This is a genomic window from Brevundimonas intermedia, assembly GCF_027922165.1.
GTDB lineage: Bacteria > Pseudomonadota > Alphaproteobacteria > Caulobacterales > Caulobacteraceae > Brevundimonas > Brevundimonas intermedia.
This window is the reverse complement of the sequence record NZ_BSFD01000002.1, coordinates 757,585-782,029: the sequence shown is the minus strand read 5'-3', so window position 1 is coordinate 782,029 and position 24,445 is coordinate 757,585. Positions and strand designations below refer to the sequence as shown.

16 protein-coding genes are annotated in these 24,445 nt (G+C 65.0%); 9 read left to right on the top strand and 7 right to left on the bottom strand.

Going from position 1 to position 24,445, the window contains the following annotated elements:
* Positions 1-206 precede the first annotated feature (206 nt).
* Positions 207-821, bottom strand: coding sequence for a TetR/AcrR family transcriptional regulator (locus PKE72_RS06415; protein WP_271164536.1), 615 nt, complete (start codon positions 819-821; stop codon positions 207-209).
* A 100-nt stretch (positions 822-921) separates the two neighbouring features.
* On the opposite strand from PKE72_RS06415, the gene PKE72_RS06410 reads away from it, so the two are divergent.
* Genes PKE72_RS06410 through PKE72_RS06395 form a run of 4 tightly spaced genes read left to right on the top strand, consistent with a single transcriptional unit; the run spans position 922 to position 7,329 of the window.
* Positions 922-2,085 carry an efflux RND transporter periplasmic adaptor subunit gene (locus PKE72_RS06410; RefSeq protein WP_271164535.1) on the top strand — a complete coding sequence of 388 codons (1,164 nt, stop codon included), beginning with the start codon at positions 922-924 and terminating at the stop codon, positions 2,083-2,085.
* Positions 2,086-2,088: 3 nt separating this feature from the next.
* Positions 2,089-5,262, top strand: a complete 3,174-nt coding sequence (locus tag PKE72_RS06405) for an efflux RND transporter permease subunit (RefSeq protein ID WP_271164534.1) — start codon at positions 2,089-2,091, stop codon at positions 5,260-5,262.
* On the top strand, positions 5,259-6,671 hold the full coding sequence (locus tag PKE72_RS06400; RefSeq protein WP_271164533.1) for an efflux transporter outer membrane subunit: 1,413 nt from the start codon (positions 5,259-5,261) through the stop codon (positions 6,669-6,671). Before PKE72_RS06405 ends, PKE72_RS06400 begins: the two co-directional genes overlap by 4 nt.
* A gap of 37 nt (positions 6,672-6,708) precedes the next feature.
* Positions 6,709-7,329 carry a TetR/AcrR family transcriptional regulator gene (locus PKE72_RS06395; protein WP_271164532.1) on the top strand — a complete coding sequence of 207 codons (621 nt, stop codon included), beginning with the start codon at positions 6,709-6,711 and terminating at the stop codon, positions 7,327-7,329.
* 149 nt (positions 7,330-7,478) lie between these two features.
* Here the strand turns inward: PKE72_RS06395 and PKE72_RS06390 are convergent, their stop codons facing one another.
* Positions 7,479-8,852 carry a metallophosphoesterase gene (locus PKE72_RS06390; protein ID WP_271164531.1) on the bottom strand — a complete coding sequence of 458 codons (1,374 nt, stop codon included), beginning with the start codon at positions 8,850-8,852 and terminating at the stop codon, positions 7,479-7,481.
* 244 nt (positions 8,853-9,096) lie between these two features.
* Between PKE72_RS06390 and PKE72_RS06385 the strand changes: the two genes are divergently transcribed.
* The 4 genes from PKE72_RS06385 to ligD all read left to right on the top strand — a co-directional run bounded on the left by PKE72_RS06385 (position 9,097) and on the right by ligD (position 15,766).
* On the top strand, positions 9,097-11,325 hold the full coding sequence (locus PKE72_RS06385) for a TonB-dependent receptor (RefSeq protein ID WP_271164530.1): 2,229 nt from the start codon (positions 9,097-9,099) through the stop codon (positions 11,323-11,325).
* Positions 11,326-11,465: 140 nt separating this feature from the next.
* Positions 11,466-11,897 (top strand): DUF2231 domain-containing protein, encoded by a 432-nt coding sequence (locus PKE72_RS06380; RefSeq protein WP_271164529.1) that lies wholly within the window; start codon positions 11,466-11,468, stop codon positions 11,895-11,897.
* Complete coding sequence (locus PKE72_RS06375; protein ID WP_271164528.1) at positions 11,897-13,189, top strand: PQQ-dependent sugar dehydrogenase; 1,293 nt, start codon at positions 11,897-11,899, stop codon at positions 13,187-13,189. The genes PKE72_RS06380 and PKE72_RS06375 overlap by 1 nt, the downstream gene beginning before the upstream one ends.
* Positions 13,190-13,207: 18 nt before the next feature.
* On the top strand, positions 13,208-15,766 hold the full coding sequence (gene ligD / locus PKE72_RS06370; RefSeq protein WP_271164527.1) for a DNA ligase D: 2,559 nt from the start codon (positions 13,208-13,210) through the stop codon (positions 15,764-15,766).
* Between the two features lie 211 nt (positions 15,767-15,977).
* Here ligD and ku read toward each other — a convergent pair whose 3' ends face one another.
* The 5 genes from ku to PKE72_RS06345 all read right to left on the bottom strand — a co-directional run bounded on the left by ku (position 15,978) and on the right by PKE72_RS06345 (position 21,548).
* A complete protein-coding gene (gene ku / locus PKE72_RS06365) occupies positions 15,978-16,838 on the bottom strand; it encodes a non-homologous end joining protein Ku (protein ID WP_271164526.1) in 861 nt (286 codons plus the stop codon).
* 70 nt (positions 16,839-16,908) lie between these two features.
* Entirely contained in the window at positions 16,909-17,280 is a 372-nt protein-coding gene (locus PKE72_RS06360) for a hypothetical protein (RefSeq protein ID WP_271164525.1), read from the bottom strand.
* 3 nt (positions 17,281-17,283) lie between these two features.
* Positions 17,284-18,111: a TIGR02587 family membrane protein gene (locus PKE72_RS06355; protein ID WP_271164524.1), complete on the bottom strand. Its 828-nt coding sequence runs from the start codon at positions 18,109-18,111 to the stop codon at positions 17,284-17,286.
* A gap of 7 nt (positions 18,112-18,118) precedes the next feature.
* A complete protein-coding gene (locus tag PKE72_RS06350; RefSeq protein ID WP_271164523.1) occupies positions 18,119-20,266 on the bottom strand; it encodes an amylo-alpha-1,6-glucosidase in 2,148 nt (715 codons plus the stop codon).
* Between the two features lie 148 nt (positions 20,267-20,414).
* Positions 20,415-21,548, bottom strand: a complete 1,134-nt coding sequence (locus tag PKE72_RS06345; RefSeq protein ID WP_271164522.1) for a glycosyltransferase family 4 protein — start codon at positions 21,546-21,548, stop codon at positions 20,415-20,417.
* Between the two features lie 274 nt (positions 21,549-21,822).
* On the opposite strand from PKE72_RS06345, the gene PKE72_RS06340 reads away from it, so the two are divergent.
* Positions 21,823-24,441, top strand: a complete 2,619-nt coding sequence (locus tag PKE72_RS06340; RefSeq protein ID WP_271164521.1) for a PAS domain-containing protein — start codon at positions 21,823-21,825, stop codon at positions 24,439-24,441.
* Positions 24,442-24,445 lie beyond the last annotated feature (4 nt).

Here is a 24,445-nt window from a genome sequence, read left to right as displayed (position 1 = left end):
GCCCGGTGCGGGGACGATGCTGAAGTGGAGTAGCGATCTCGGCGGAATGGGCGCCGCACTTTGTCTCGCTGGCTTTGTCGCAAGCTTTCTCCCCGGCGTTCAGAGTGATGGAAGCCCACTGTGGTTTCTCTTGGGGGCGGCTGTCTTCGCTGGCGGGTCGGGTGTCTTCTATCTGGGGCACAAGCTGGTTCGTGGCTTGCGTTGATCTATTTGGGGAGCATCAGGCGTTCGAGTTTGCCGAGGATCAGGTCCATCGCCGGACGCAGGGCGCCTGTGGTGTCATAGTCGGGCTGAGCCGCTCTTTGGATCATCAGACCCAAGTTCAGGGCGAACATGATTTTGACGATGCGCAAGCGAACGATGGGCTCGATCCGACCATTGGTCAGGGCGTTCAGGGTAGAATCAAGCTTCGTCAGCAGTCGGGATTCTAAATCCATCAGAATGTGTGCGACACGTGGGTTTCTGCCGGCTTCTGCCGAAATTTCCGTCATCATCCTGCATTGGTCCAGCCCGGGTTGATGAGCGACATAGTCCTCGATCCAAGTTCTCAAAGCCTCAGGCCCGCCGATCCTGGAGTCGTCGAACAAGCGGACATCCGACAACAATAGAGAGATGTCTTGCTCGCATATGGCGGCGATAATATCGTCCTTGCTGTCGAAATCCCGATAGATCTGGCCCATTTTTATACCTGAGGCTGTAGCGAGTTCAGCCATCCCGGTCTGGTGAAAACCCTGTTTCACGAACAGCGCGCGCGCTGCGTCGATCAACGTCTGGCGCCGATCACGCGCTCGTTGCTCTCTCGCCTTCGCCGCCGAAGCCATCTGGTACTCATCCTCACTTGACAGGGCCCATAGCCCACGACTAACACCTGTGCAACAGTGAGTGAGCGTTCGTTCACATATGGTTTGCGAGAGGTTAAGGATGAAAGTTGTCGCTCCGGCGATGGGTCTGGCGTTGCTCCTCGCGAGCTGTTCGTCACAGCCTCAGCAGCCGACCGCTGGTCCGCCGCAGGTCTCGGTCGTTACAATCAAGATCAGCCCCATCACCCTGACGACGGAGTTGCCGGGTCGGATCAGCGCGGCCGAAACTTCGGAGGTTCGTCCGCAGGTGAACGGCCTCGTCACGGCGCGCCTGTTCGAGGAAGGCGACTACGTCCGTGCCGGCCAGGCGCTCTATCGCATCGACGCCGCCCCTTATGAGGCGCAAGTGGCCAGCGCTCAGGCGAGTCTGGCTCGGGCGCGAGCGGCTGTGGCTTCCACCGCCGGGTTGGCGCGCCGCTATCAGGAATTGGTCAAGATCAACGGCGTTTCGCAGCAAGAGCTGGAAGACGCCCAAACGAGCGCGCAGCAGGCCGAAGCCGATGTTCAGGCCCAGGTCGCGGCGCTTCGCACGGCTCAGATCGATCTGGCCCGGACGACTGTCCGCGCGCCGATCTCGGGCCGGATCGGACGTTCCAGCTTCACCGTCGGCGCCTTGGTGACCGCATCCCAGGCATCGCCCCTGGCGACGATCCAGCGGATCGACCGTGTTTATGTCGATATCCCGCAGTCCAGCGCAGACCTGTTGAAGCTTCGTCAGCAGATTGCGTCCGGCGCTCTGTCCCGCGATGCAAATGGCGCCCGGGTCAAGTTGGTGCTGGAAGACGGTTCGACCTACGGTCAGGACGGAACGCTTCAGTTTGCTGACGTCACCGTGGACGCCGATACCGGCAGCCAGAACATTCGGGCCATCTTCAACAACCCGGATGGGCTGCTGCTTCCGGGCATGTTCGCTCGTGCGGTGCTGGTGGAGGGTTCGACCTCAAACGCCATCCTCGCGCCGCAACGCGCTGTGAGCCGTGACGCCAAGGGCGGCGCCTCGGTGATGGTGGTCGGAGCTGACGGCAAGCTGCAACCTCGCCCCATCACGACCAACCGGACCGTGGGGCAAGACTGGATGGTGACTTCCGGCCTGCAGCCCGGAGACCGTGTGGTGGTCGAAGGCGCCCAGAACCTGATGCCGGGTACGCCGGTCAAGGCCTCGCCCTATCAGGCCGTTGGTGCGCCGTCGGGCAAGCCTGCTCAAACCTCGGCGCAGGCGCACTAGCCCATGGCCCGTTTCTTTATTGATCGGCCCATCTTTGCATGGGTCCTTGCGATCGGCTTGATGCTGGCCGGCGTGCTGGCGATCCGCAGCCTGCCTATCGCGCAGTTTCCGACCATCGCCCCGCCGGCCGTGACCATCACGGCCAACTATCCCGGCGCTGACGCCGAAACCCTGGAGCGCACGACGACCCAGGTGATCGAGCAGCAGCTGAAGGGCATCGATAACCTCCGCTACTTCTCGTCGTCCTCGTCTTCTGCCGGGAATGCGACCATCACCCTGACCTTTGAGCAGGGAACGGACCCCGACATCGCCCAGGTGCAGGTCCAGAACAAACTGCAGGCCGCCACCTCGCAACTGCCTACGGAGGTGCAACGCCTTGGCGTCACCGTCGCCAAGTCGTCGAGCAACTTCCTGCTGATCACCGGACTCTATGCCGACACCGGCTCCCAGACCCAAGTCGATCTGTCCGATCTCGTCGTCTCCAAGTTCCAGGACCCGATCAGTCGGGTCAACGGCGTGGGGGAGATCCAGGTATTCGGTTCCCAATACGCCATGCGGATCTGGCTCGATCCGCTGAAGATGTCGGGGTACGGAGTGACTGTCGCCGATGTCACCAGCGCGGTCGAGGCTCAGAACGCGCAGGTTTCTGCAGGCCAGATCGGCGCCCTGCCTGCGCCTGAAGACCAGATGCTGAACGCGACCGTCTCGGTTCAGTCGCGCCTTCAGACCCCGGAAGAATTCGGCGCCATCCGCGTCAAGACCAACACCAACGGCGCGATTGTGCGTCTGCGCGATGTCGCCCGCGTCGAAATGGGCGCGGAATCCTATGGATTCCGTAGCCAGTACAACGGCAAGCCCGCGAGCGGTTTCGGGATCAAGCTGGCGCCCGGCGCCAATGCTCTGGATACGGTCGAGGCCGTTCAGGCTGAAGTCGCGCGCATCGCCCAGACCCTGCCGGCCGGGGTCAAGGTCACCTATCCCTATGACACCACGCCTTTCGTGCGGCTCTCCGTTGAACAGGTGGTTCACACCCTGATCGAAGCCGTGGTCCTCGTCTTCATCGTCATGTTCCTGTTCCTGCAGAACTGGCGGGCCACCCTTATTCCGACCATCGCTGTACCGGTCGTGCTGCTGGGTACGTTCGCGGTGATGAGTCTGTTCGGCTACTCCATCAACACCTTGACCCTGTTCGGCATGGTCCTGGCCATTGGCTTGCTGGTCGATGACGCCATCGTCGTGGTCGAGAACGTCGAGCGACTGATCCAGACCGAGGGGCTCTCCCCCAAGGAAGCCGCCCGCAAGTCGATGGACGAAATCACCAGCGCCCTGGTCGGCATCGCCCTGGTCCTGTCGGCGGTCTTCCTGCCCATGGCCTTCTTCGGGGGATCGACGGGCGTCATCTATCGCCAGTTCTCGATCACCATCGTTACGGCCATGATCCTGTCGGTGCTGGTCGCCATGATCCTGACGCCGGCCCTGTGCGCCACCATTCTGAAACCGCACGATCCGTCCCAGAGCCATGGGACCGGACCGCTGGGCCGCTTCTTTGCCTGGTTCAATGACAGTTTCGACCGGGCCACCGTCAGCTACGAAGGCGGGGTCCGCAAGACGGCCAACGGCTGGAAACGTTCGGGGCTGGTCTATCTCCTGATCTGCGGCGTGATGGCGTTCGCCTTCATGCGCCTGCCGGGCGGCTTCTTGCCTGAAGAGGACCAGGGCATGATGATGGCCATGGTTCAGGGGCCTTCCGGCGCCACGCTCAGCCGGACCGACAAGGCCTTGGACGTGGTCCGCGACCACCTGTTGAAGACCGAGGCCGCCAATGTCGAGGGCGTTTTCACGATCAGCGGCTTCTCCTTCGCCGGCCAGGGTCAGAACGCAGGCCTCGCCTTCGTGCGGCTGAAGGACTGGGAAGAGCGCAAGGGGACCGCCAACACGGCCCAGGCGATCGCCGGTCGGGCCATGGGCGCCTTTTCCCAATACCGTGACGCCATGATCTTCGCCCTGGTGCCGCCGGCCGTGTCCGAGCTCGGCAACGCCACCGGCTTCGACATGTGGCTGGTCGACCGCACGGGCGCAGGCCACGAAGGCCTGCTGCAGACGCGGAACATGATGCTGGGCATGGCGGCCCAGGATCCGAGCCTGTCCCAGGTGCGTCCGCTGTCGCTGGACGACGCCGCCCAGCTCAAGATCAACATCGACCAGGACCGGCTCGCCGCCTTGGGACTTGATCTGGCGACTGTGAACAGCACCGTCTCCACGGTTTGGGGCGGAACCTATATCAACGACTTCATCGACCGCGGCCGGGTCAAGAAGGTCTACGTCCAGGCTGATCAGCCTTATCGTCAGAAGCCCGAGTCCCTGAGCGACTTCTACGTTCGCGGCGCTTCGGGAGAATTGGCGCCCTTCACGGCCTTCTCCACCCAGTCGTGGGCGCAGGCCCCGGTCCAACTGACTCGCTACAACGGCGAGCCCGCGATGCAGATCCAGGGCGGGCCGGCCGCAGGCGTCAGTTCTGGAGCGGCTATGGCCGCTATGGAGGCGATCCATGCCAAAACGCCTCCAGGGACCGGGCTGGAATGGACCGGCCTGTCCTATGAGGAGCAGATGTCGAGCGGCCAGGCGCCGGCTCTGTACGCCCTGTCGCTTTTGATCGTCTTCCTGTGCCTCGCGGCCCTCTATGAGAGCTGGACCGTGCCTGTGGCGGTGTTGCTGGTCGTGCCGCTGGGGGTTCTGGGGGCGGTTCTGGCGGCGCAACTGACGGGGCTTCAGAACGACATCTATTTCCAGGTCGGCATCATCACCACGATCGGTCTGGCGGCCAAGAACGCCATCCTGATCGTCGAGTTCGCCGAGGAGCGGGTGCGTCGAGGCATGGGCGCCATGGAGGCGGCCGTCGAGGCGGCGCGGCTCCGGCTGCGGCCGATCCTGATGACCAGTCTGGCCTTCATCTTCGGCGTCCTGCCGCTGGCGATCTCGACCGGCGCCGGCGCAGGGGGACAGAACGCCATCGGACAGTCGGTGATCGGGGGCATGCTCAGCGCCACCATCCTGGCCATCTTCTTCGTGCCGATGTTCTTCGTCGTCGTCACCAACCTGTTCAAGTCACGCAAGCCGGCCTCGCCCCCCAGTCCCACCTTTCAGAGCGGCGCAGCCGCCGAGAGCGTCAAACCATGATCAAACCGATCTCAATCCTGTTGGCCGGGGCGGCGCTGCTGTCGGGATGCAATCTCGCCCCCGCCTTCGTTCAGCCAATGGGCGTCGTTCCGGCGTCGCTGCCGCAAGGCGGGGTCTATCCAGACGCGGCGGGCAACCCCGCGCCCGTCGCTGACCTGGGGTGGAGGGACTTCTTCACCGACGCCCGTCTTCGTCAGGTCATAGCCCAGGGCCTGGACAACAATCGCGATCTCAGGGTCGCGGCGGCCAATGTCCTGGCCGCGCGCGCCCAGTACCGCGTGACCCGCGCCGACCGGATTCCGACCGCCTCTGTCAGCGGATCGGCGACCTATACGGACAATGCGTCCCAGGTCGCGGCCGCCGGGGCTGCGCCGGGATCGGACGTGGAGTCCTATTCGGCCGATCTCGGCGTCTCGGCCTTCGAGATCGATCTGTTCGGTCGGGTCCGTAATCTGAGCGAGTCCGCGCTTCAGCAGTATCTCGCGACCGAGGAGGGCCAACGCTCGACCCGGATCAGCCTGATCGCGGAAATCGCGACCGCTTGGCTGACGCTCGCAGCGGACCAGGACCAACTTCGACTGTCGCGCCAGACCCTCGACAGTTATGCGGAGACCCTATCCCTGACCCAGGCGCAATTCCGGCTGGGCACCGCGTCCGAGCTGGAGGCCCGTCAGGCGGATGTCCAGTATCAATCGGCGCGCAATGACGTCGCTGTGCTGGAAACCACGGTCGCCAAGGATCGCAATGCGTTGGAACTGCTCGTCGGAGCGCCGGTCGCCGCCGATCTTCTGCCGGAAGGTCTGAGCGACACAGGCGCGACCTTGGCGGAATTGCCGACAGGTGTTTCGTCGGAGGTTCTGCTGGCGCGCCCGGACGTGCTGCAAGCCGAGCATCAGTTGCGGGGGGAAAACGCCGACATTGGCGCGGCTCGCGCAGCCCTGTTCCCGACCATCTCTCTGACAGCCTCCTACGGCAGCGCCAGTTCGGCCTTGTCCGACCTCTTTTCGGACGGCAGCTACGCCTACAGCGTGACGCCCGGCGTCAGCCTGCCGATCTTCGACGCGGGCCGCCGGCTGGGTAATGTCCGCCTGGCTGAGGCGAACGCCCAAGCGGCGGTGGCGACGTATGAAAAGGCCATACAGACGGCCTTCAGCGAAGTCGCCAACGCCCTGGCCCAGCGTGGCACGATCACTGAACAGGTCTCGGCCCAGACGGCTCGAGCCGAGTCTGCGCGGGCGGCGGCGACGATTTCCGAGGCCCGCTATCGCGTCGGAGTCTCGTCCTTCTTGACGGCGCTGGACGCGCAACGAACCGCGTACGGCGCTGAGCAGCAACTGCTGAACACCCGCCTCAGCCGCGAAACCAATCTGGTGGAGCTGTATCGCACGCTCGGCGGAGGGCTGCGGTGATCTGCGCCGGGGATGTCGTCCGTGCCGTGAGCATCTCATGACACGCCCAAACGTCCCCGGCGCCATCGAAGGGGATGGCTCCAAATCCCCAAAACAGGGACGACGCTCCGTCCGGCATAGACGCGGTCAGCCGGTCACGCGCGACGCTATACTTTGCGCTGGGCGCAAACTGTTTATCCAGCGCGGTTTCGGAGCCAGCCTGCGCGAGATCGCGGTGGAAGCGGACATCGACCATGCCTTGGTCTACCGGCATTTTGAATCCAAGACGGACCTTTTCAGTCAGATCTTCGATCAGCCTGTCGGTCGTGAAGACGGGGCGGAAGTACTGGATGAGCATGGCGTCGTCGCACAAGAGCGTATCGATGACCTTATCCTGGTCGCGGTGCGGTCGGCGTCTGACCCGACGGCGAGGGCTCTGATCTGCAATATATTCGAGCGTCGCCTCATTCCCACGCTTGCCCGGGCTTTGGGCGGGGAGGGAGCAACAGAGCGCGCCCGGCTTTTGCTCGCTCTCGCAGCTGGGGTGGAGGTGGTTCGCGACACGCCCACAGCCGCCGAGGCACAGCGCGATGCGATGCGACCAATCATGGCCAGGATCGTGCGGGAGATTCTGGCCATGTCGAGCCCACTCAATGCCGTGCCCGCTAGAGCGTCTTGATTGGGCCTGTAGGGCTTTTATGGAGCAGGGGCTGACTTTGAAGGCGGACCAGATCTATGTGCAGCGCTACCTGCCCGAGCCGCGCGGGGTCGTTGAGGATCTGAGGGCCCCGCGACAGCCGCACAGCACCCTCCTTTTCCAAGGCTTGCTCAGGCCTTGAACAGCGCCGCGGCGGCGACCGCCTTCACGCGGCGATCCGTTATTTCGGCAAACGGGAGCATCGTGGTTCCAAAATACTCGCCCTGGTTTGTGGCGCACCAGTCGGTCGTGACGATGCGCGCAACGCCTGCCCGTCCTGAGCGGCCGGTCTCCGGGCGCGCTTCCGCGCCATAGAGGAAGTCGCCGCTGCGCTGGTCCAGCGGAATCGGCCGGTCCTGATTGGCGCGGGCCATGAAACCTTCCAACTGGGCGAACGATACATCGGCCCCCATCAGCCTGCCGTCGAACCGCACGATGGAATTGAACATGTGTCGCGTGATCGGTCCCGACGGCGCGCCTGTTCCCAGAGTGGTGTGGCCGATGAAGCCGGCGTCGGCGCCGGCCGCCTGGGCGAAGCCGGCGGCGACGCGACGGCCGGTGTCGCCGAGCGACAGGGGCTCGGCCCGGCGTCCCAGCACAACGCGGTCCTCATCCGTCATATGGGCTGCGAGTGTTGCGTCGATCAGGCCCTGTAGCGGCGGCCACGACGGGGCGTCGGCCATGACCGCTCGAGATTGAGCCGTCACCGACCCGTCTTCATGGAAGTCCGCCACTGTATAGGCGTTGGTCCAGGAGCCGGTGTGCGCATAGGCGCTGCGTCCCTGGCTATGCTGGAACAGCAGGTGGTCATGGCCGCCGATCATAAGGGCTCCGTCCGGCAGCAGGGGCAGGATGGTGCGATCGGCCACAACGCCTGCGTGGCTTAGGACCAGGACCGGATCGGCGCCCTGCGTCAGATCGGCCAGATGGGCGCTCGCCCATTCGCCCGGCGCCGGGATGGACAGTTGCGGGCGCGACGCCTGCGGATAGGTGCTCAAGGCATTGGTCGCCAGGCCGACGATCCGCAGCCTCCGCGATCCGAACGGGGCGGTCGTGCTTGACGCGGCGTAGGTCGCCCCGGTCCTCGTGTCGACGATGTTGCTCACGACCAGCACGCCCAGGCTTCGCATCCGGGCCACGACCTCGGCCAGGTCCGGCGTCAGATCATTGTCGTGATTGCCCAGGTTGACCACGGTCGGCGCGAGCTGGGCCGCCTCGGCGAGGAAGGCCCAGTCCACGGCGCCGCCTGAGCGGACGGACACGGCGTTGCCGTGTTCGAAGATGTCGCCGTTGATCGCGATCACATGGGGGACGGCCTGAGACTTCACCTCGCGCTCGAACGCCGCCAGAAGCCGGCCGGTCCTTTCGTAGGCCGAGTGCATGTCCGAGACCGCGAGCACGCGGCCGATCACTGGGTTTGGCCGAGCCGCCGTCAGACCGGGCGTCAGGACCGCCGCTCCGGCGAGTTGAAGCAGCCGGCGGCGAGATGGCGTGACGAAGGACATGCGCGAACCTGAAGATGTCGGGAGGGATGCGGAACCAGGCCACGCAAGCTTCCATTTTCGCATCTGAAATCAAGCGGCACAATATCGCGCGACGTCGCGCCTGTTGATGTCTGCTCGATTGTCGCGCCCCTGTGTCCGCGTCTCCAAAGGTTCAAATTTCCGACGTGGTCTCGGCTGGCGACTCGTCTCGGGAAGTCTTACGGGCTCGCGCGACAGCTTCCCATGTCGCCAAGGAAACAATCCCATGCTTCGTCAAGCCCTGCTTGCCGCCACCGTCAGCGGCGTCGCCCTGCTGAGCGCCGGCGCCGCCCTCGCCCAGACCGATGTTGAGTCGGCCGGCGTCGACGACATCGTCGTCACCGCCCAGCGCCGCAGCGAGAACATCCGCGAGGTGCCGTTCGCCGTCACCGCCCTGAACACCCAGACGCTGCAAGAGATTTCGGCGGGCGGCGCCGACATCCTGTCGCTGTCGGGGCGCGTGCCCAGCCTTCAACTGGAAAGCTCGAACGGTCGTTATGCGCCGCGCTTCTACATCCGCGGCCTCGGCAATGTGGACTTTGACTTCACCGCCTCGCAGCCGGTCTCGGTGGTGCTGGACGACGTCGTTCTGGAAAGCGTCTATCTGAAGGGCTTCCCCCTGTTCGACGTGCAGCAGCTGGAAGTTCTGCGTGGACCGCAGGGCACCCTGTTCGGCCGCAACACCCCGGCCGGCGTGGTCAAGATCGACACCGTCAAGCCGTCGGACGCCTTCACCGGCTTCGGCTCGCTGACCTACGGCAACCTGGGTTCGACCCGGACCGAGGCGGCCGTCACCCTGCCGGCGTCGGACACGCTTCAGGTGCGCGGCGCCATCCTGTGGAACCACCGCGACGACTGGGTCAACAACGCCTATAACCCGTCCTTCGCCGACGCCAATGATGACGACCTGGGCGGCTTTGACGACCTGGCCGCCCGCGTCCACGTCGCCTGGACGCCGACCGACCGCCTGTCGACCCTGCTGACCTTGCAGGCGCGCGACTATGACGGCACGGGCACGATGAACCGCGCCAACGCCCTGACCAAGGGCTCCAACGAACTGAACGGCAATTTCGACCGCGACACCGTCTATTACGACGGCGGCCGCAACAACTTCCAGAAGCAGCAGACGACCTCGCAGTCGTTGCGCGTCGCCTATGATTTCGGCCCCGCCACCCTGACCGGCATCGTCGGCTCGTACCAGGGCTGGTCTCAGGGCGACGGCGACATCGACGGCGGCGTGGCCAGCGCCGCGACGACCGCCTCCTACAAGACGCCGTTCAACTCCGAGACCGGCACCCTGTCCAGCGACCTGCTGCAGAACACCTACGAACTGCGACTGGCCTCAAACGACGACGCCCGCCTCGGCTGGCAGATCGGCGCCTTCTATTGGGACGAGCGCATCAATCTGGTCTCGGGCACCTTCAACGGCGTCGGCGGGCTTCAGCCGACCCGAGTCACCGACATCACCCAGAAGTCCGACTCCTGGTCGGTATTCGGTCAGGGCAGCTATCGGGTGACCGAGGCCCTGAAGGTGACGGCCGGTCTGCGTTACACGGACGACAACCGCGACTATCAAGGCCGTATCGTCACCGGCACGGGCGCGGGCGGCACGGGCGCTGTTTCGGTGGGCGACGAACAGGTCAGCTGGGACGTCAGCGCCCTGTATGAGGTCAACGACAGCCTCAACCTGTTCGCCCGCGTGGCCAAGGGCTATCGCGGTCCGTCGATCCAGGGCCGCAATCTGCCGGTCCTGACCACGGCCGACTCTGAGACCGTCATGTCCTATGAGACGGGTTTCAAGGCGCGTCTGTGGGACGGTCGTGCTCGCCTGAACGGGACGGCTTACGCCTATGAAGTCAGCGATATGCAGTTCACCGCCATCGGCGGCGCGGACAACTCCAACCGTCTGATCAACGCCGACAAGGGCGAGGGCTACGGCCTGGAGCTGGACGGCGACATCGACCTGGGCGCGGGCTTCAGCCTGTCGGCCGGCGCGGCGTGGAACCATACCGAGATCAAGGACGGCGACCTGCTGGTCGCCATCTGCGGCTCGAACTGCACCGTCACCGACCCCATCGTGACTGTGGGCGCGACCCGTCGGGCCAATGTCGACGGCAACCCCTTCCCGCAGGCGCCGGAATACACCGCCAACCTGACGCTGAACTACGTCCTGCCGCTGGGCGACGACACCGAGTTCTTCGCCTCGACGGACTGGGCCATGCAGAAGGACTTCAACCTGTTCCTGTATGAATCGGTCGAGTTCATGGTGGACACCAACTTCGAAGGCGGCCTACGCGCCGGCTGGCGGGATCTGAACAAGGGGCTGGAAGCGGCCGCCTATGTTCGCAACCTGACCGACGAAGAGAACGTCATCGGCGCCATCGACTTCAACAACCTGACCGCCTTCGTCAACGAACCCCGGACCTACGGCGTTCAACTGACCAAGCGCTTCTAAGCCTGTGGCAGGCCGCCGGCGTCTCGCTCGGCGGCCTGTTCTGCTGTCTTCGGTCGCGCTCGACCGGATGAACCAAATACCGGGCCGCGTGTTGGGTTCGACGTCGCCGTATCGTGGCGACGCCGCAGGAAAACCCTCTCATGCCCGCTGTCGTCGCCTTCCGTGAGAGGCTGAATCCGCTACGCGGGATTCTGATGGCCTTTCCCATCGCCCTGTTCAGTTGCGCGGTCATCAGCGACATCGCCTATCTGAAGTCCGCGCAGATGCAGTGGTCGAACTTCTCGGCCTGGCTGATCGTCGGCGCCCTGGTGTTCGGCGGTGTGGCCGGCGTGTGGGCCATCATCGATCTGGCCCTGTCATGGCGCACGCCTGCGCGCCGGGCCGCTGTGATCCATGTGGTCGCCCTGGCCCTGGCCTGGATTGTCGGTCTGATCAACGCCTTCAAGCACAGCCAGGACGCCTGGAGCTCGGTCGGCGCCTTCGGCCTGACCCTGTCCATCCTGTCGACGGTTCTGGTGCTGGTCGCCGGGTGGATCGTCTATTCCAACACGACCGTGCGGGAGATCGCGTGATGATCAAGAAACTCCTTTGCACCACCGTGGCGGTCCTGGCTCTGGCGGGTTGTAGTCGCAGCGATCCGAACCTGAACCAGACCGGCGCCAACCCCGATCTTCCCGGCCTCAACGAGACCCTGGTCCCGCCGATGAAGATCGCCAATCCGGTCGGCTGGAACGGCGAGCTTCCCACCGTGCCCGACGGTTTTGTCGTCACGGCCATGGCGACCGACCTGAAGATTCCGCGTCAGATTCTTGTCCTTCCCAATGGCGATATCCTGATCGCCGAGGGTTCAGGCGGTCACGCGCCCAAGCTGCGGCCAAAGGACTTCATCGCCGGCGTCATCAAGGCCAAGGGCAAGACGTCCGTTAAGGGCGGCAACCGCATCACCCTGCTGCGCGACGCCAATGGCGATGGACAGCCCGAGGTTCGCACCACCTTCATCGATAATCTGGACGCCCCCTACGGCATGGCCTTTGTGGACGGCGCTCTTTACGTCGCCGAACAGGGCGCCCTGGTGCGCTTCGACTATCAGCCGGGCCAGACCCGCATCACCGCGCCGCGTCAGGAACTGACCAAGCTGCCGTCGGCGATCAACCACCACTGGACTAAGTCCCTGACCGCCAGCGCCGACGGCCAGACCCTGTATGTCGGCATCGGCTCGAACAGCAATATCGGCGAGCGCGGCATGGATGTCGAACAGGACCGGGCGGTGGTCTGGGCCATCGACCGCCAGACCGGCGCCCACCGCACCTTCGTCACAGGCATTCGCAACCCGACCGCCTTGGCCATCGAGCCGACGACCAGCGCCCTGTGGGCTGTGGTCAACGAGCGCGACGAACTGGGCCCGCAACTGGTCCCCGATTATCTGACCTCGGTGCGGGAAGGGGCCTTCTACGGCTGGCCCTATTCCTACTGGGGCCAGAACACCGATCCGCGCGTCCATCCGCAAAAGCCCGACCTGGTGCAGACGGCCGTCAAGCCGGACTATGCCCTCGGTTCGCACGTTGCCGCCCTGGGCCTCAGCTTCGCCACGGCCGGCGGCTTCGGCGGCGGCTTCAGCCAGGGCGCCTTCATCGGCGAACACGGCAGTTGGAACCGTCAGGACCTGTCGGGCTACAAGGTCGCCTGGGTGCCCTTCGCGGGCGGTCGTCCCGCCGGTCCGCCGGTCGATTTCCTGACCGGCTTCATCAAGGACGGCGAGGCGCGCGGTCGCCCGGTCGGCGTGACCTTCGACGCCCAGCGCCGCATTCTGCTGGTGGCCGACGACTTGTCCAACACGGTGTGGCGGATCGCGCCGCGTCAGTAGGCGTTTGGACGAGGCGGCATGGCGAACGGACTTGAGGCCTACAAGGCCAAGCGGGACTTCACCCGCACGCCGGAACCGGCGGGCAAGGCCAAATCGGCCCGCAAGGGCCGGCTGACCTATTTGATCCAGCGCCATGCCGCGACGCGGCTTCACTACGACTTCCGCATTGAGCACGATGGGGTATTGAAGTCGTGGGCGGTGACCAAGGCCCCCTCGCGCGATCCCGCCGTCAAACGTCTGGCGGTGGAGGTCGAGGATCACCCGCTCGACTATGGCGGGTTCGAGGGGACCATCCCCTCCGGCAACTATGGCGCCGGCACAGTCCAGTTGTGGGATCGCGGCGAATGGGAGCCCCAGGAGCCGGACATCGAGGCGGCCCTGAAGCGCGGCTCGCTGAAGATGACCCTGCACGGCGAACGTCTCAGCGGCGGCTGGGCCTTGGTCCGGCTCAAGTCCGACCGGGGCAAGCCATCCAAGCGCAACAACTGGCTGCTGATTAAGGAAAAGGACGAGGCGGCCGTGCCGGGCGAGGGCGACGCCAATATGGAGATCGACGCCTCCGTGGCCTCGGGTCGCAGTTTGGCTGAGATCGCCGAGGGCAACACGCAATGGACCACGTCTCGCCCCGTCGCGCGCAAGGGGCCGGCCAAGCCCAAGGCGAAATCGGGCGAGGCGACCCTGGCGAAGCCGCCCGCCTTCGTCCCCATCCAGCTGTGCAAGGTCGCCGATCATCCCCCCGGCGGCGCAGGCTGGGTGCATGAGATCAAGTTCGACGGCTACCGCATCCAGGTGGCGACCGGAGGCGGGCAGGCGCGACTCTACACCCGACGCGGCCACGACTGGACCGATCGCTTTCCTGAACTGGCGGCGGATGCGGCGGCCTGGCCCGACGGGGTGGTGGACGGCGAGCTGTGCGCGATGAGCGAGGATCACACGCCCGACTTCTCGGCCCTGCAGGCGGCCATCGCGGATGGGAAGACGAGCGAACTGGTCTATTTCGCCTTCGACCTGCTGCGCGAGGGTGAGGACGATCTGCGGGACCTGCCCCTGTCGCACCGCAAGGCGCGGCTTCAGGCCCATGTCGACCGCGTTCCGGCCAAGGCGCGCAAACGGCTGCGGTATGTGGATCACTTCGCCTCGACCGGGCAGGCGGTGCTGGACAGCGCCTGCCGCATGGATCTGGAAGGCGTGATCTCCAAGACGCTGGACGCCCCTTATCGGGCGGGTCGGTCCTCGACCTGGGTCAAGTCCAAATGTCGGGGCCGCGACGAGGTGGTGATCGGCGGCTGGTCGTCCGAAGGCGGGACGCGGTTTCGGTCGTTGCTTGTCGGCGTGGCCGGTGAAGACGGGCTGCGCTACCTCGGCCGGGTCGGCACGGGCTATGCCGCGCCACTGTTGAAGACCTTGTTGCCGGCCTTGAAGGAGGCGGCAGCCGAGGCCTCTCCTTTCGTGGGCAAGGGCGCGCCGCGTGGCGGCAAGGACATCCATTGGGTCAAGCCAGTGCTCGTCGCCGAGCTGGAACACGGCGGCCTGACCGAGGGCGGGTCGTTGCGGCACGCGGCCTTCAAGGGGCTGCGCGAGGACAAGCCGGCCCAGGACGTGAACGACGATCCGCAGGCGCCTGTGGCCGCCAAGCCCGCCGTCCGGAAGACCAAGACCGCTTCAACCTCCTCACCTGGCAAGGTCGTCGTCGCTGGGGTCACCCTGTCCAAGCCCGACAAGATACTGTGGCCCGCCGCCGGCGGCCGGGCGGCGATCACCAAGGCTGATCTGGCGCGCTATTACGAGGCGGCGGCGGAGCGGATTCTGCCCCACGTCGCCGACCGGCCGGTCTCGATCATCCGAGCGCCGGACGGCATCGAGGGCGAGACCTTCTTCCAGCGCCACGCCATGCCGGGGTCCAACCCCCGCCTGAAGCTGATCGACGTCCATCAACGCCATCCCTATGTGGCCGTCACGGATGTCGGCGGCCTGGTCGCCGTCGCTCAGTCGGGCGGACTGGAGCTTCACCCCTGGGGCTGTCGGCCGGGCGATCCCGAGACGCCCGAGCAGGTAACCTTCGACCTCGACCCGGACGAAGGCCTGGATTTCGCGGCGGTAATTGCGGCGGCCAAGACGGTGAAGGCTGAGCTGGAAAAACGGGGTCTGCATCCCTTCGTCAAGACGACCGGGGGCAAGGGGCTTCATGTCGTCGTCCCGATCCGTTCCGACGGCCGCAGCCGTATCGAATGGGACCAGTGCAAGGCCTTCGCCAAGGCGATCTCCGAGGAGGTGCGGCGCGCCGATCCCGAACGGTTCACCACCACCCTGGCCAAGAAGGCGCGGGGCGGGAAGATCTTCATCGACTATCTGCGCAACGGCCGCATGGCCACGGCGGTGGCGCCTTGGTCGGTGCGTGCTCGGCCGGGTGCGGGGATCGCCTTTCCCCTGTCCTGGGGGCAGGTCAAGGCCGGGCTCGATCCCAAGGCCTTCACCCTGCACGACGCGCCCGCCCTGCTGAAGAAGGCCGACCCATGGAAGGGTTTTCGCGCGGGGGAAGTCAGTCTGCGCCCCGTGCTGAAGGCCATGGGACTATAGCGACAGAACGCCCTCCGCGCATAATCCTGAAAGAAAAACCCAACGTTTTCAATCGGTGGACGCAGAAAATGCCGCAGTCACCGCCCGCTCTCCGAAACGCCCTTATACTGGTCGATGCGAGTCGATGAAGGAGCAGGGGCGGTAAGGGTTCGAAATTGCACTCTTTTGCACATTGCACCCATTTCGGTCGTGCAGTGCAATTCCTCGCTGGTCAGGCCGCTGTCTTGCGCGGGGCGGTCTTCTTCTTCGCGGGCGCCTTGGCGGGCTTCTTCTTCGCTGCGGGCTTGGCGCCGGTCGCCGCGCCCTTCAGGCTGTTGCGCAGGGCTTCCATCAGGTCGATCACATTGGTGTCGTCGGGTTCGGGCGCCTCGATCACGTCCTTGCCGCCCTTCTGCTTGGCCGTGATCATCTCGCGCAAGGCGTCGTCGTAGCGGTCCTTGAAGGTCGTGGGGTCGAAGTCGGTCTGCTTCTGGGCGATGATCCTGGCGGCGATATCGACCATGTCCTTGTCGGCCTTCACCGACGGAATCTCGTCGAAATAGTCGTCGGCTTCGCGCACCTCGTCGTGCGCGCGCAGCGAATAGGCGACCAAGCCCTTGCTCCGCACTTCCAGCGCCAACTGACGCTCGCGGCCGCGCAGCACCAGGGTGCCGATGGCGATCTTGCCGGCGGCTTTCATGGCGTCGCGGATGACGGCGAAGGCCTCGGCCCCGACGCCCTTTTCCGGCACGACGTAGAAGGGGTCGTTCCAGTACAGCCGATCGATCTCGTCTTCGTCGACAAAGCTGTCGATACAGATGGTCCGGGTGGTCTCCAGCTTCACCTTTTCGAAGTCATCGTCATCGAACAGGACGTACTCGTCCTTCGACACCTCATAGCCCTTGACCAGATCCGTGCGCTCGATCGGCCCGGTGTCCGGGTCCGTCGGCACCATCCGGATCCGGTTGTTGGTGTCGGGATTGATCAGATGGAAACTGACGTGGGCGGTGGACGAGGTCGCGGTGTAGAGGGCGACCGGGCAGGTCACCAGCGACAGTTTCAGATGTCCCTGCCAGGTGGGGCGTACGGCCATGGTCGTCTCCTTTGTTGGCCTAACGCCGCAGAGCCCCTGGCGTTTCCGCAAGCCGGCTCGACCGGCCGCTTTAAGGAGCGGACCAGCCCTCGACCCTTACGGCGGCCGTGCGAGGGTCCGCTTCGAACCGGAGATAGGCTTCGGCTTCCCCATGGCCGGGCACATAGTCCAGCGTCGCTTTGGCGGTCTGATCACCCAGCGCGGCTTCAATATTCACCGCTGCAGCGGTGTCGTCTCCGTCGTTCTTCACCTGGATCGTGGCGATATGGCCTGCGGCCGTAACCTCGACCTTGACGATGCGGGCCATGAGGATGGGCGGCGAGCTGGGTTGCAGACCCTCCCAGACCATGACGCCAATGGCCGCCAAAGTCACAGTTCCGCCCAGGGCGGCCATGACCCACTGCAGCACGGGTCGCTTCTCGGGGGTCTTTTTCGCGTTCATGGCTCAGACCAGCAATCGGGCTGCGGCCGCGCCGATGGCGGAGGGAAAGCCCAGGACGATCATGGTGTGCAGAACCCCGTCGATCGAATGCCCGTCCGTTCGCCCGAAAACGAACAGGACGAATAGACTGATCCCCAGAGCGATCGCGTAGCCGGGCAGGGTGAAATACAGGAAGGCCTCGAGCGGACGATCCGCTTCCTCCTGTCCGGCAAAGCCCGCTTTGAAGACGATCAGGTGCAACAGCAGGACGGACAGGGCGATCAGGCCCAGAGCATGGACGGCGGTGGTCTTGTACGCGATCAGGATCATCTCTTCGGTCGGCGCGATATTGAGCGCGAAGAACAGCGCGCCGGCCGACATCAGGAACAGTTCGCCCATATAGGAGGCCTGATCCTCGTCGGTGTCGCCCTTGTCGCCGCCGCTCAACTGTTTGCGGGCCAGGAGGGCGCCAAGGGCGCCTGGAACGGCCTGGATCGCCACCATGCCCAGGGCTTCGCGAGGCGATGCGTTCCAGTCCACCACGCCGAACAGGATCAGAAGGATGGAGGCGGTGATGAAGCCGACCGCAAGGGCGACCGCCGTGTCCAGCAGGTCATTGAAAAGACCCCGTCGATTGGAGAAGCCGGCATAGTAGGCCAGGCCGTAAAGCAGCGGGAGGCCCGACCCCACGAACAGCAGCAGCCGCCAGGGCGCCATCGCCACCCCCGCCTCCCACATCTCCATCGTCATCAGCAGGGGGATGCTGAAGACCAGAGCGCCGGCGAACGCCCGTCCGAGGTCCCGGAGGTAGTTGCGCTCGAGACGCGGATCGATGAAGGCGGCGAGGCTCATCAGGCGGTCAACGCAGGGTCCGAACTGCGAGCCTGCCTTGACGATGATCCGGTATGACGACGGCGCGGCCATCGACGTGCCGGATCGAAAGATCGACCACGGCGTCGCCGACCTTCAACCCAGTGATCTTCAATCTTTCCAGTCCGGCGGGCAGCACGGGGTCCGCCATGTCGATGGTTCCGGTCCAGGCGTCGATGGAGAGGCCGAGCGCCGCCTGAAGCATCAGGAAGACCGACCCCGCCGCCCAGGCCTGGGGCAGACAGGCGACCGGATAGGCGATGGGAGGCTCGCCCGGTTCGCGCGGGAAGCCGCAGAACAGTTCGGGCAGGCGCAGATGGAAATGGGCGGCGGCGGCGTAAATCTCCGCCAGGATGTCGGCGACGGCTTGACGCTCGCCGTAGTTGGCCATGCCGGCGGCCGCCATGGCCGTATCATGCGGCCAGACCGAGCCGTTGTGATAGCTCATCGGATTGAATCGGGCCTGACCCAGCTCCAGGGTGCGGATGCCCCACCCCGTGCGGAACTCGGCCGACAGAAGCCGTTTGGTGACGCGCCGGGCGCGCTCCACCGAGGGCAGGCCGGTGAACAGCAGGTGGCCGGCGTTGGAGGCGATGGCGCGGCACTGCTGGCCGTCGCCGTCCAGAGCGACGGCGTAGAAGCCCTCGTCCTCCATCCAGAATTTGTCCTCGACCAGGGCGCGGACCTGGTCGGCGCGCATACGCCATTCGGGTGCGCGGTCGTCATTGAGGCGTTTGCCCAGATCGCCAAGCGCGCGCCAGGCGGCGAAGGCGTAGCCCTGGACCTCCAGCAGGGCTATCGGCCCCTTGGGGAAGCGGCCGTCGGCGTGGAAGATCGAGTCCTCGGAGTCCTTCCAGCCCTGGTTGGACAGGCCTGTGTCGGCGCCGCGCTGATAGTCGATCAGGCCGTCGCCGTTGGAGTCGCCATAGTCGCGCATCCAGTCGGCGGCTGCGATCAGATTGGGCCAGAGCGAGCGGATCAGGTCCAGATCGCCGGTGCGGCTGGCGTAGGCGCCGGCCAGGGCGATGAACAGGCAGGTCGTGTCGACCCCGCCGTAGTAGAGGCCGAACGGCACCTCGTGCAGGGCGCTCATCTCGCCGCCGCGGGTCTCGTGCATAATCTTGCCCGGCTGACTGTCTTGGAACAGCGAGGTTTCGGTCGCTTGGCGCGAGGCCAGATAGGTCAGGACGCCCTTGGCCAGCGACGGGTCCAGCCACAGCATCTGCCAGGCGGCGATGATGCCGTCGCGACCAAATGGGGTCGAGAACCAGGGCGTGCCGGCATAGGGGTAGGGGCCGGTGGGCAAGTCGGTCGTCAACAGGGCCATGTCCGCCCGCGACTGGTCCAGCCAGTCATTGAATCGCGGGCTGCGCGGCCCACGCACCGAGGCCCCGCGACGACGTTTGGCGCGCATGGCCAGGCGGGCCTGGACGGCGTTTTCACGCCAGCGTCGGGCGTCCGGGGCTTCACAGGAATCGACGCCGCATTCGATAAACAGATCAACCTGCCTGCCCTTGGGAAGGCTGAACATGAACTCGGCGCGCTGATGGGTCAGGCGGGCGGGGGGCTCGGAAAACGCCAAACAGCTGGAGCGATCCACCTTGTCCAGGCCGGTGTAGCGGAAGGTGACGCGGCGGCCGTCGGTGGTGGGGGCGTGGATTGTCCCGCGCTTGGCTCGGTGCGTGCCTCGGACCTGGAATATGTCATGGAAGTCGGCGCCGAAGTCGAAGGCCAGGGGCAGCAGTATGTCCTCGACCCCGTGGTTGACCATCTGGATCCGTTCGAACATCCGCCGACCCCACAGGAAGCGACGCCGCTCGATGTGCAGCACCCCCGCCGGCGCGGAACGCCCGCCCATCGGCGGCAGGGGCCGGTTTGTGGTGTGGCAGGAGAAGAAGACATTGTCCTGGCTGACGCCCGACGACAGCCGCGACGGCTTCAGCAGCCCGACCGTCATGGTCCAGCGCGACAGCACGCGGGTATCGCCGGCGAAAAGGCCGTCGGCGCCGCCCGTCATGTCGCCCCAGCCGTCAGCCACCAGGAAGGTGTCCCCTTCCTTGAGCGCCATCAGCTGTTCGAGACCCGAGGCCTCGATGGATTCGCCTGCGGTCAGTTGCGTGCTGTAGGCGTCGTCCATGCGGTCTCTCTCTTTCGTTTGAGGCCAGTCCCGAGCCTATCCCACCCGAATGCGGCCTTCAGGAGCCGCTTGAGTGATCAAATGGCGAAGGCGGCGGAGGGTTCACCTCCGCCGCCTGTTTTTCTTCATGAAACCGGTAAGGCGGCGCTTATGCGCTGGCGGCGAAGCTGCGTTCTTCGGCCAGGGGACGGAGGGGCGTGACCACGTCGTCCAGGACTTCCTCTGCCTTCAAAACTGCTCCGGCGAACGGACGACGCGCCAGCAGATCGCCATAGACGTCCAGATAACGGCGCGCCATCGCGGTCGCCGAGAAGCGCAGATCGAACCGGGCCCGCACGGCCTCGCGGTCCAGCAGATGGACGCGACCGGCGGCGGCGACGGCCTGCTCCATCGTGTCGACCAGGAAGCCGGTGGCTCCGTCCTCGATGATCTCGGGGGTCGACCCGCAACGGAAGGCGACGACAGGCGTACCGCAGGCCATGGCCTCGATCATGACCAGACCGAAGGGTTCAGGCCAATCGATGGGGAACAGCAGGGCGTCGGCGCCGCCCAAGAAGGCCGACTTTTGATGGTCGCCGATCTCGCCGACGAACTCGATCAGCGGATTGCCTTCGACCAGGGGGCGGATCGTCTCTTCCCAGTAGATCTTGTCGGCGGCGTCGACCTTGGCCGCGATCTTCAGGCGTTTGCCCAGTTTGGTGGCGATCTCGATGGCTCGGTCAGGTCTTTTCTCAGGAGAAATCCGACCCAGAAATGCCAGATAGCCCTGCGACTGGGCCGAGAATAGATATTGCTCGCCCGGCATGCCGTGATGGACAGTGGCCTTCCAGTTGGCGAGCGGCAACGGCCTGCGCTGGTCGTCTGAGATGGAAATGAGCCCGAACTCATCCCAGCGCGCATAGACCCCCGGCAGGTCCTTCATGTCCAGGCGACCGTGCAGGGTGGTCACGGTCTTATCCGCATAAGGTCTGAACAAGGGGAAGTGGATCATGTCTGTGTGGAAGTGGATCACGTCGAACTCATCGACGCGGTCCAGCACTTCGCCCAGCATCGACAGGTGGGCGGCGAGGTCGGACTTCAGAGGCGCTGGGTCAAGGCGAATGGCCTGATCGCGAACCGGAACCAGCCGTGCTCGGGTTTGGGCGTCGGCGCTGGCGAACAGGGTGACATCGTGCCCCAGGTCCACCAGGGCGTCAGTCAGATGCGCCACGACGCGCTCGGTTCCGCCGTAAAGCTTCGGAGGAACGGCCTCATAAAGCGGTGTGACCTGCGCGATCTTCATGATGTGTGCTCCGACCCGCCAAGCCGGGCCGCAGAACGAAATGGCCGGGGGCGGACTCGGTTCCGCCGTGAGCGTTATTTCTTTAATGGTTCCGGTAGTTTAAGCTGAACAGGGCGGGCATTTTGTGTACGGAATCGTTCAAAGGAGGGTTTGGCCTCTTCAAATACGCTAAACGTCCGCTCCAGACATCCGCCGGACGCGATGAACCGTAGAGCTTTTCGTGTGTTTTGATGCCCGTGCGCTCGTTTGACCAACGTAGCCGAGGTGAAGGCGATTGACTGAGTCCGACCCCTACGATCCGAAAAGCGCAGACCACGTCAGGCAGGAAGCCGAGCGGATCGCGGCGGAGGTTCTGGGCCTGGACGGCGGCACGGATCCCTTCGTTTCGGTGGTTCGCGCGACGCGCATGCCGATGATCATCACGAATCCGCGGCAAGCCGACAATCCCGTGGTGTTTGCCAACGACTCCTTCTGTCGGCTCACAGGCTACGCCCGTGAGGAGATCGTCGGGCGTAACTGCCGCTTCCTCCAGGGGCCTGAGACCGACCCCGAGACCGTACGCCTGATACGGGAAGCCGTGGACGCCGTCCGACCTATCGAGATCGACATCCGCAATCATCGCAAGGACGGGCAAGGCTTCTGGAACCGTCTTTTGATGGCCCCAGTGTTTGATGCGAACGGAGCCCTGACCTACTTCTTCGCCAGCCAGGTCGATGTCACAATCGAACGCGCTCGCCTCGCCGGCTTGCAGACCGACAAGGCCGCACTTGAAGCCGAGTTGACGACCAGGCTGCGGGCGGATCGCGACCGGGATCGTGAGCTGGATCTGGCGATGCGGGCTGGGGGTTTGGGCGCGTGGAGCGTCGATGTTCAGACCCGCACGCTTGTCGCCTCCGACGCCTACAAAACCCTGATGGGCTGGCCGGTCGACACGGGCTTCACCTACGATGATCGTCAGAAGATGATCCATCCCGACGACCGGAATGCGGTGCTCGCGCAGAGCGAGGCGACCATTCGGGACGGGGCTGACTATCACATCATCCACCGGGTCATCACGCCGTTGGGGGATGTGCGCTGGATGGAGGCGAGAGGCATCCTGGTGCTCGACGCCGATGATCGACCTCGTCGCATTGCGGGCGTGACCACGGATATCACCGAGCGTGTGCGGGCCGAACGGCTCCGAACGGCCATGGTGGAGCTCTCGGATGTTTTGCGCGATCTCGAAGACCCGGAGGAGATCACTTATGCTGCAGCGGAGATACTGGGACACACGCTTGAGGTCAGCCGCGCTGGATTCGGCATCGTGGATCGCGATGAGGAAACCATCACGATCGCACGCGACTGGAATGCCGCGGGCGTAGAGACCCTGGCCGGGGTGCTCAACTTCCGCGACTACGGCTCCTATATCGAAGACCTGAAGCGGGGCGAGACCGTCGCCTTTTCCGATGCCCGCGAAGACCCGCGGACTGTGGCGACCGCCCCAACCCTTGAGGCTATCAACGCGCGCGCTGTCGTGAACATGCCTCTGCGGGACCAGGCTGGGATGGTGGCCTTGGTCTATCTGAACCACGGCTCGCCGCGCGCCTGGCAAGAGGACGAGCTTCGATTCCTTCGCGACGTCGGCGAGCGCACCCTGGCGGCGCGTGAACGCCGACGGGCCGAACGGCATCTTGCCAAGCTGGCGGCGTCCCTCGAGCGGACGGTCGAGGAGCGGACCGCCGAACTCTTGGCCAGCGAAGCCGCCCTGCGTCAGTCCCAAAAGATGGAAGCCGTAGGTCAGCTGACCGGAGGCATCGCCCATGACTTCAACAATCTGCTCACCGGGATATCGGGCAGTCTGGAGCTGTTGGCCAAGCGGATCGCCGAGGGGCGGGTGGCGGAGGCGGGCCGCTTCATTTCTGCGGCGCAGGCGGCGGCCCAGCGGGCGACCGCGTTGACGCATCGTCTGCTCGCCTTCTCACGTCGCCAGACGCTTGAGCCGAAGGGGACGGACGTCGAAACCTTGGCCCGCAGCATGGAGGACCTGATCCGTCAGACCATCGGACCGGCCATCCAGTTCGAAACCCGCTATCAAGCCGGTCTCTGGCCTGTGTTGGTCGATCCGGGCCAGCTTGAGAACGCCCTTCTCAACCTCTGCATCAACGCCCGCGACGCCATGCCCGACGGCGGACAATTGACGCTCGAAATGTCCAACGGCTGGATGGACAAGTCCGTGGACGCGGCTTTTCATCTGGAAGCGGGCGAGTATGTGCGGATCTGCGTGACGGACACGGGGGTCGGCATGACGGACGACGTGATCGCGCGCGCCTTTGATCCCTTCTTCACCACCAAGCCCCTCGGCCAGGGCACCGGCCTCGGGCTGTCGATGATTTATGGCTTCGTCCAGCAGTCGGGCGGGCAGGTTCAGATCTGTTCCCGACCAGGCGAGGGCGCCGCGATCTGCCTTTATCTGCCCCGATATTTCGGTGCGCTAGACCTTGATGGAGCCATCGAAGACGCGCCGGCGGCTACGCACTCCCAGGGACAGCGAACTGTGCTGATCGTTGATGACGAAGCCACGATACGCATGCTGCTGTCTGAGGGCCTGGCGGATGCCGGTTATGAGCTGTTGGAAGCCGGGGACGGTCGTGAGGGCATGGCCATCCTGAACTCGGGGCGAACCATCGATCTTCTCATCACCGATGTGGGACTGCCGGGCGGAATGAACGGCAGACAGTTGGCGGACGCTGCGCGGGTCGGCCGGCCTGGACTGAAGGTCCTGTTCATCACGGGTTATGCCGAGACGTCTGTCTTGAGCGGCGGCCACCTCGATCCGGGGATGCATATTCTGACCAAGCCTTTCGAACTGAAGGTTCTTGCACGGCGGATCGACGCCATCCTTTCAGAGGAATGAGGGA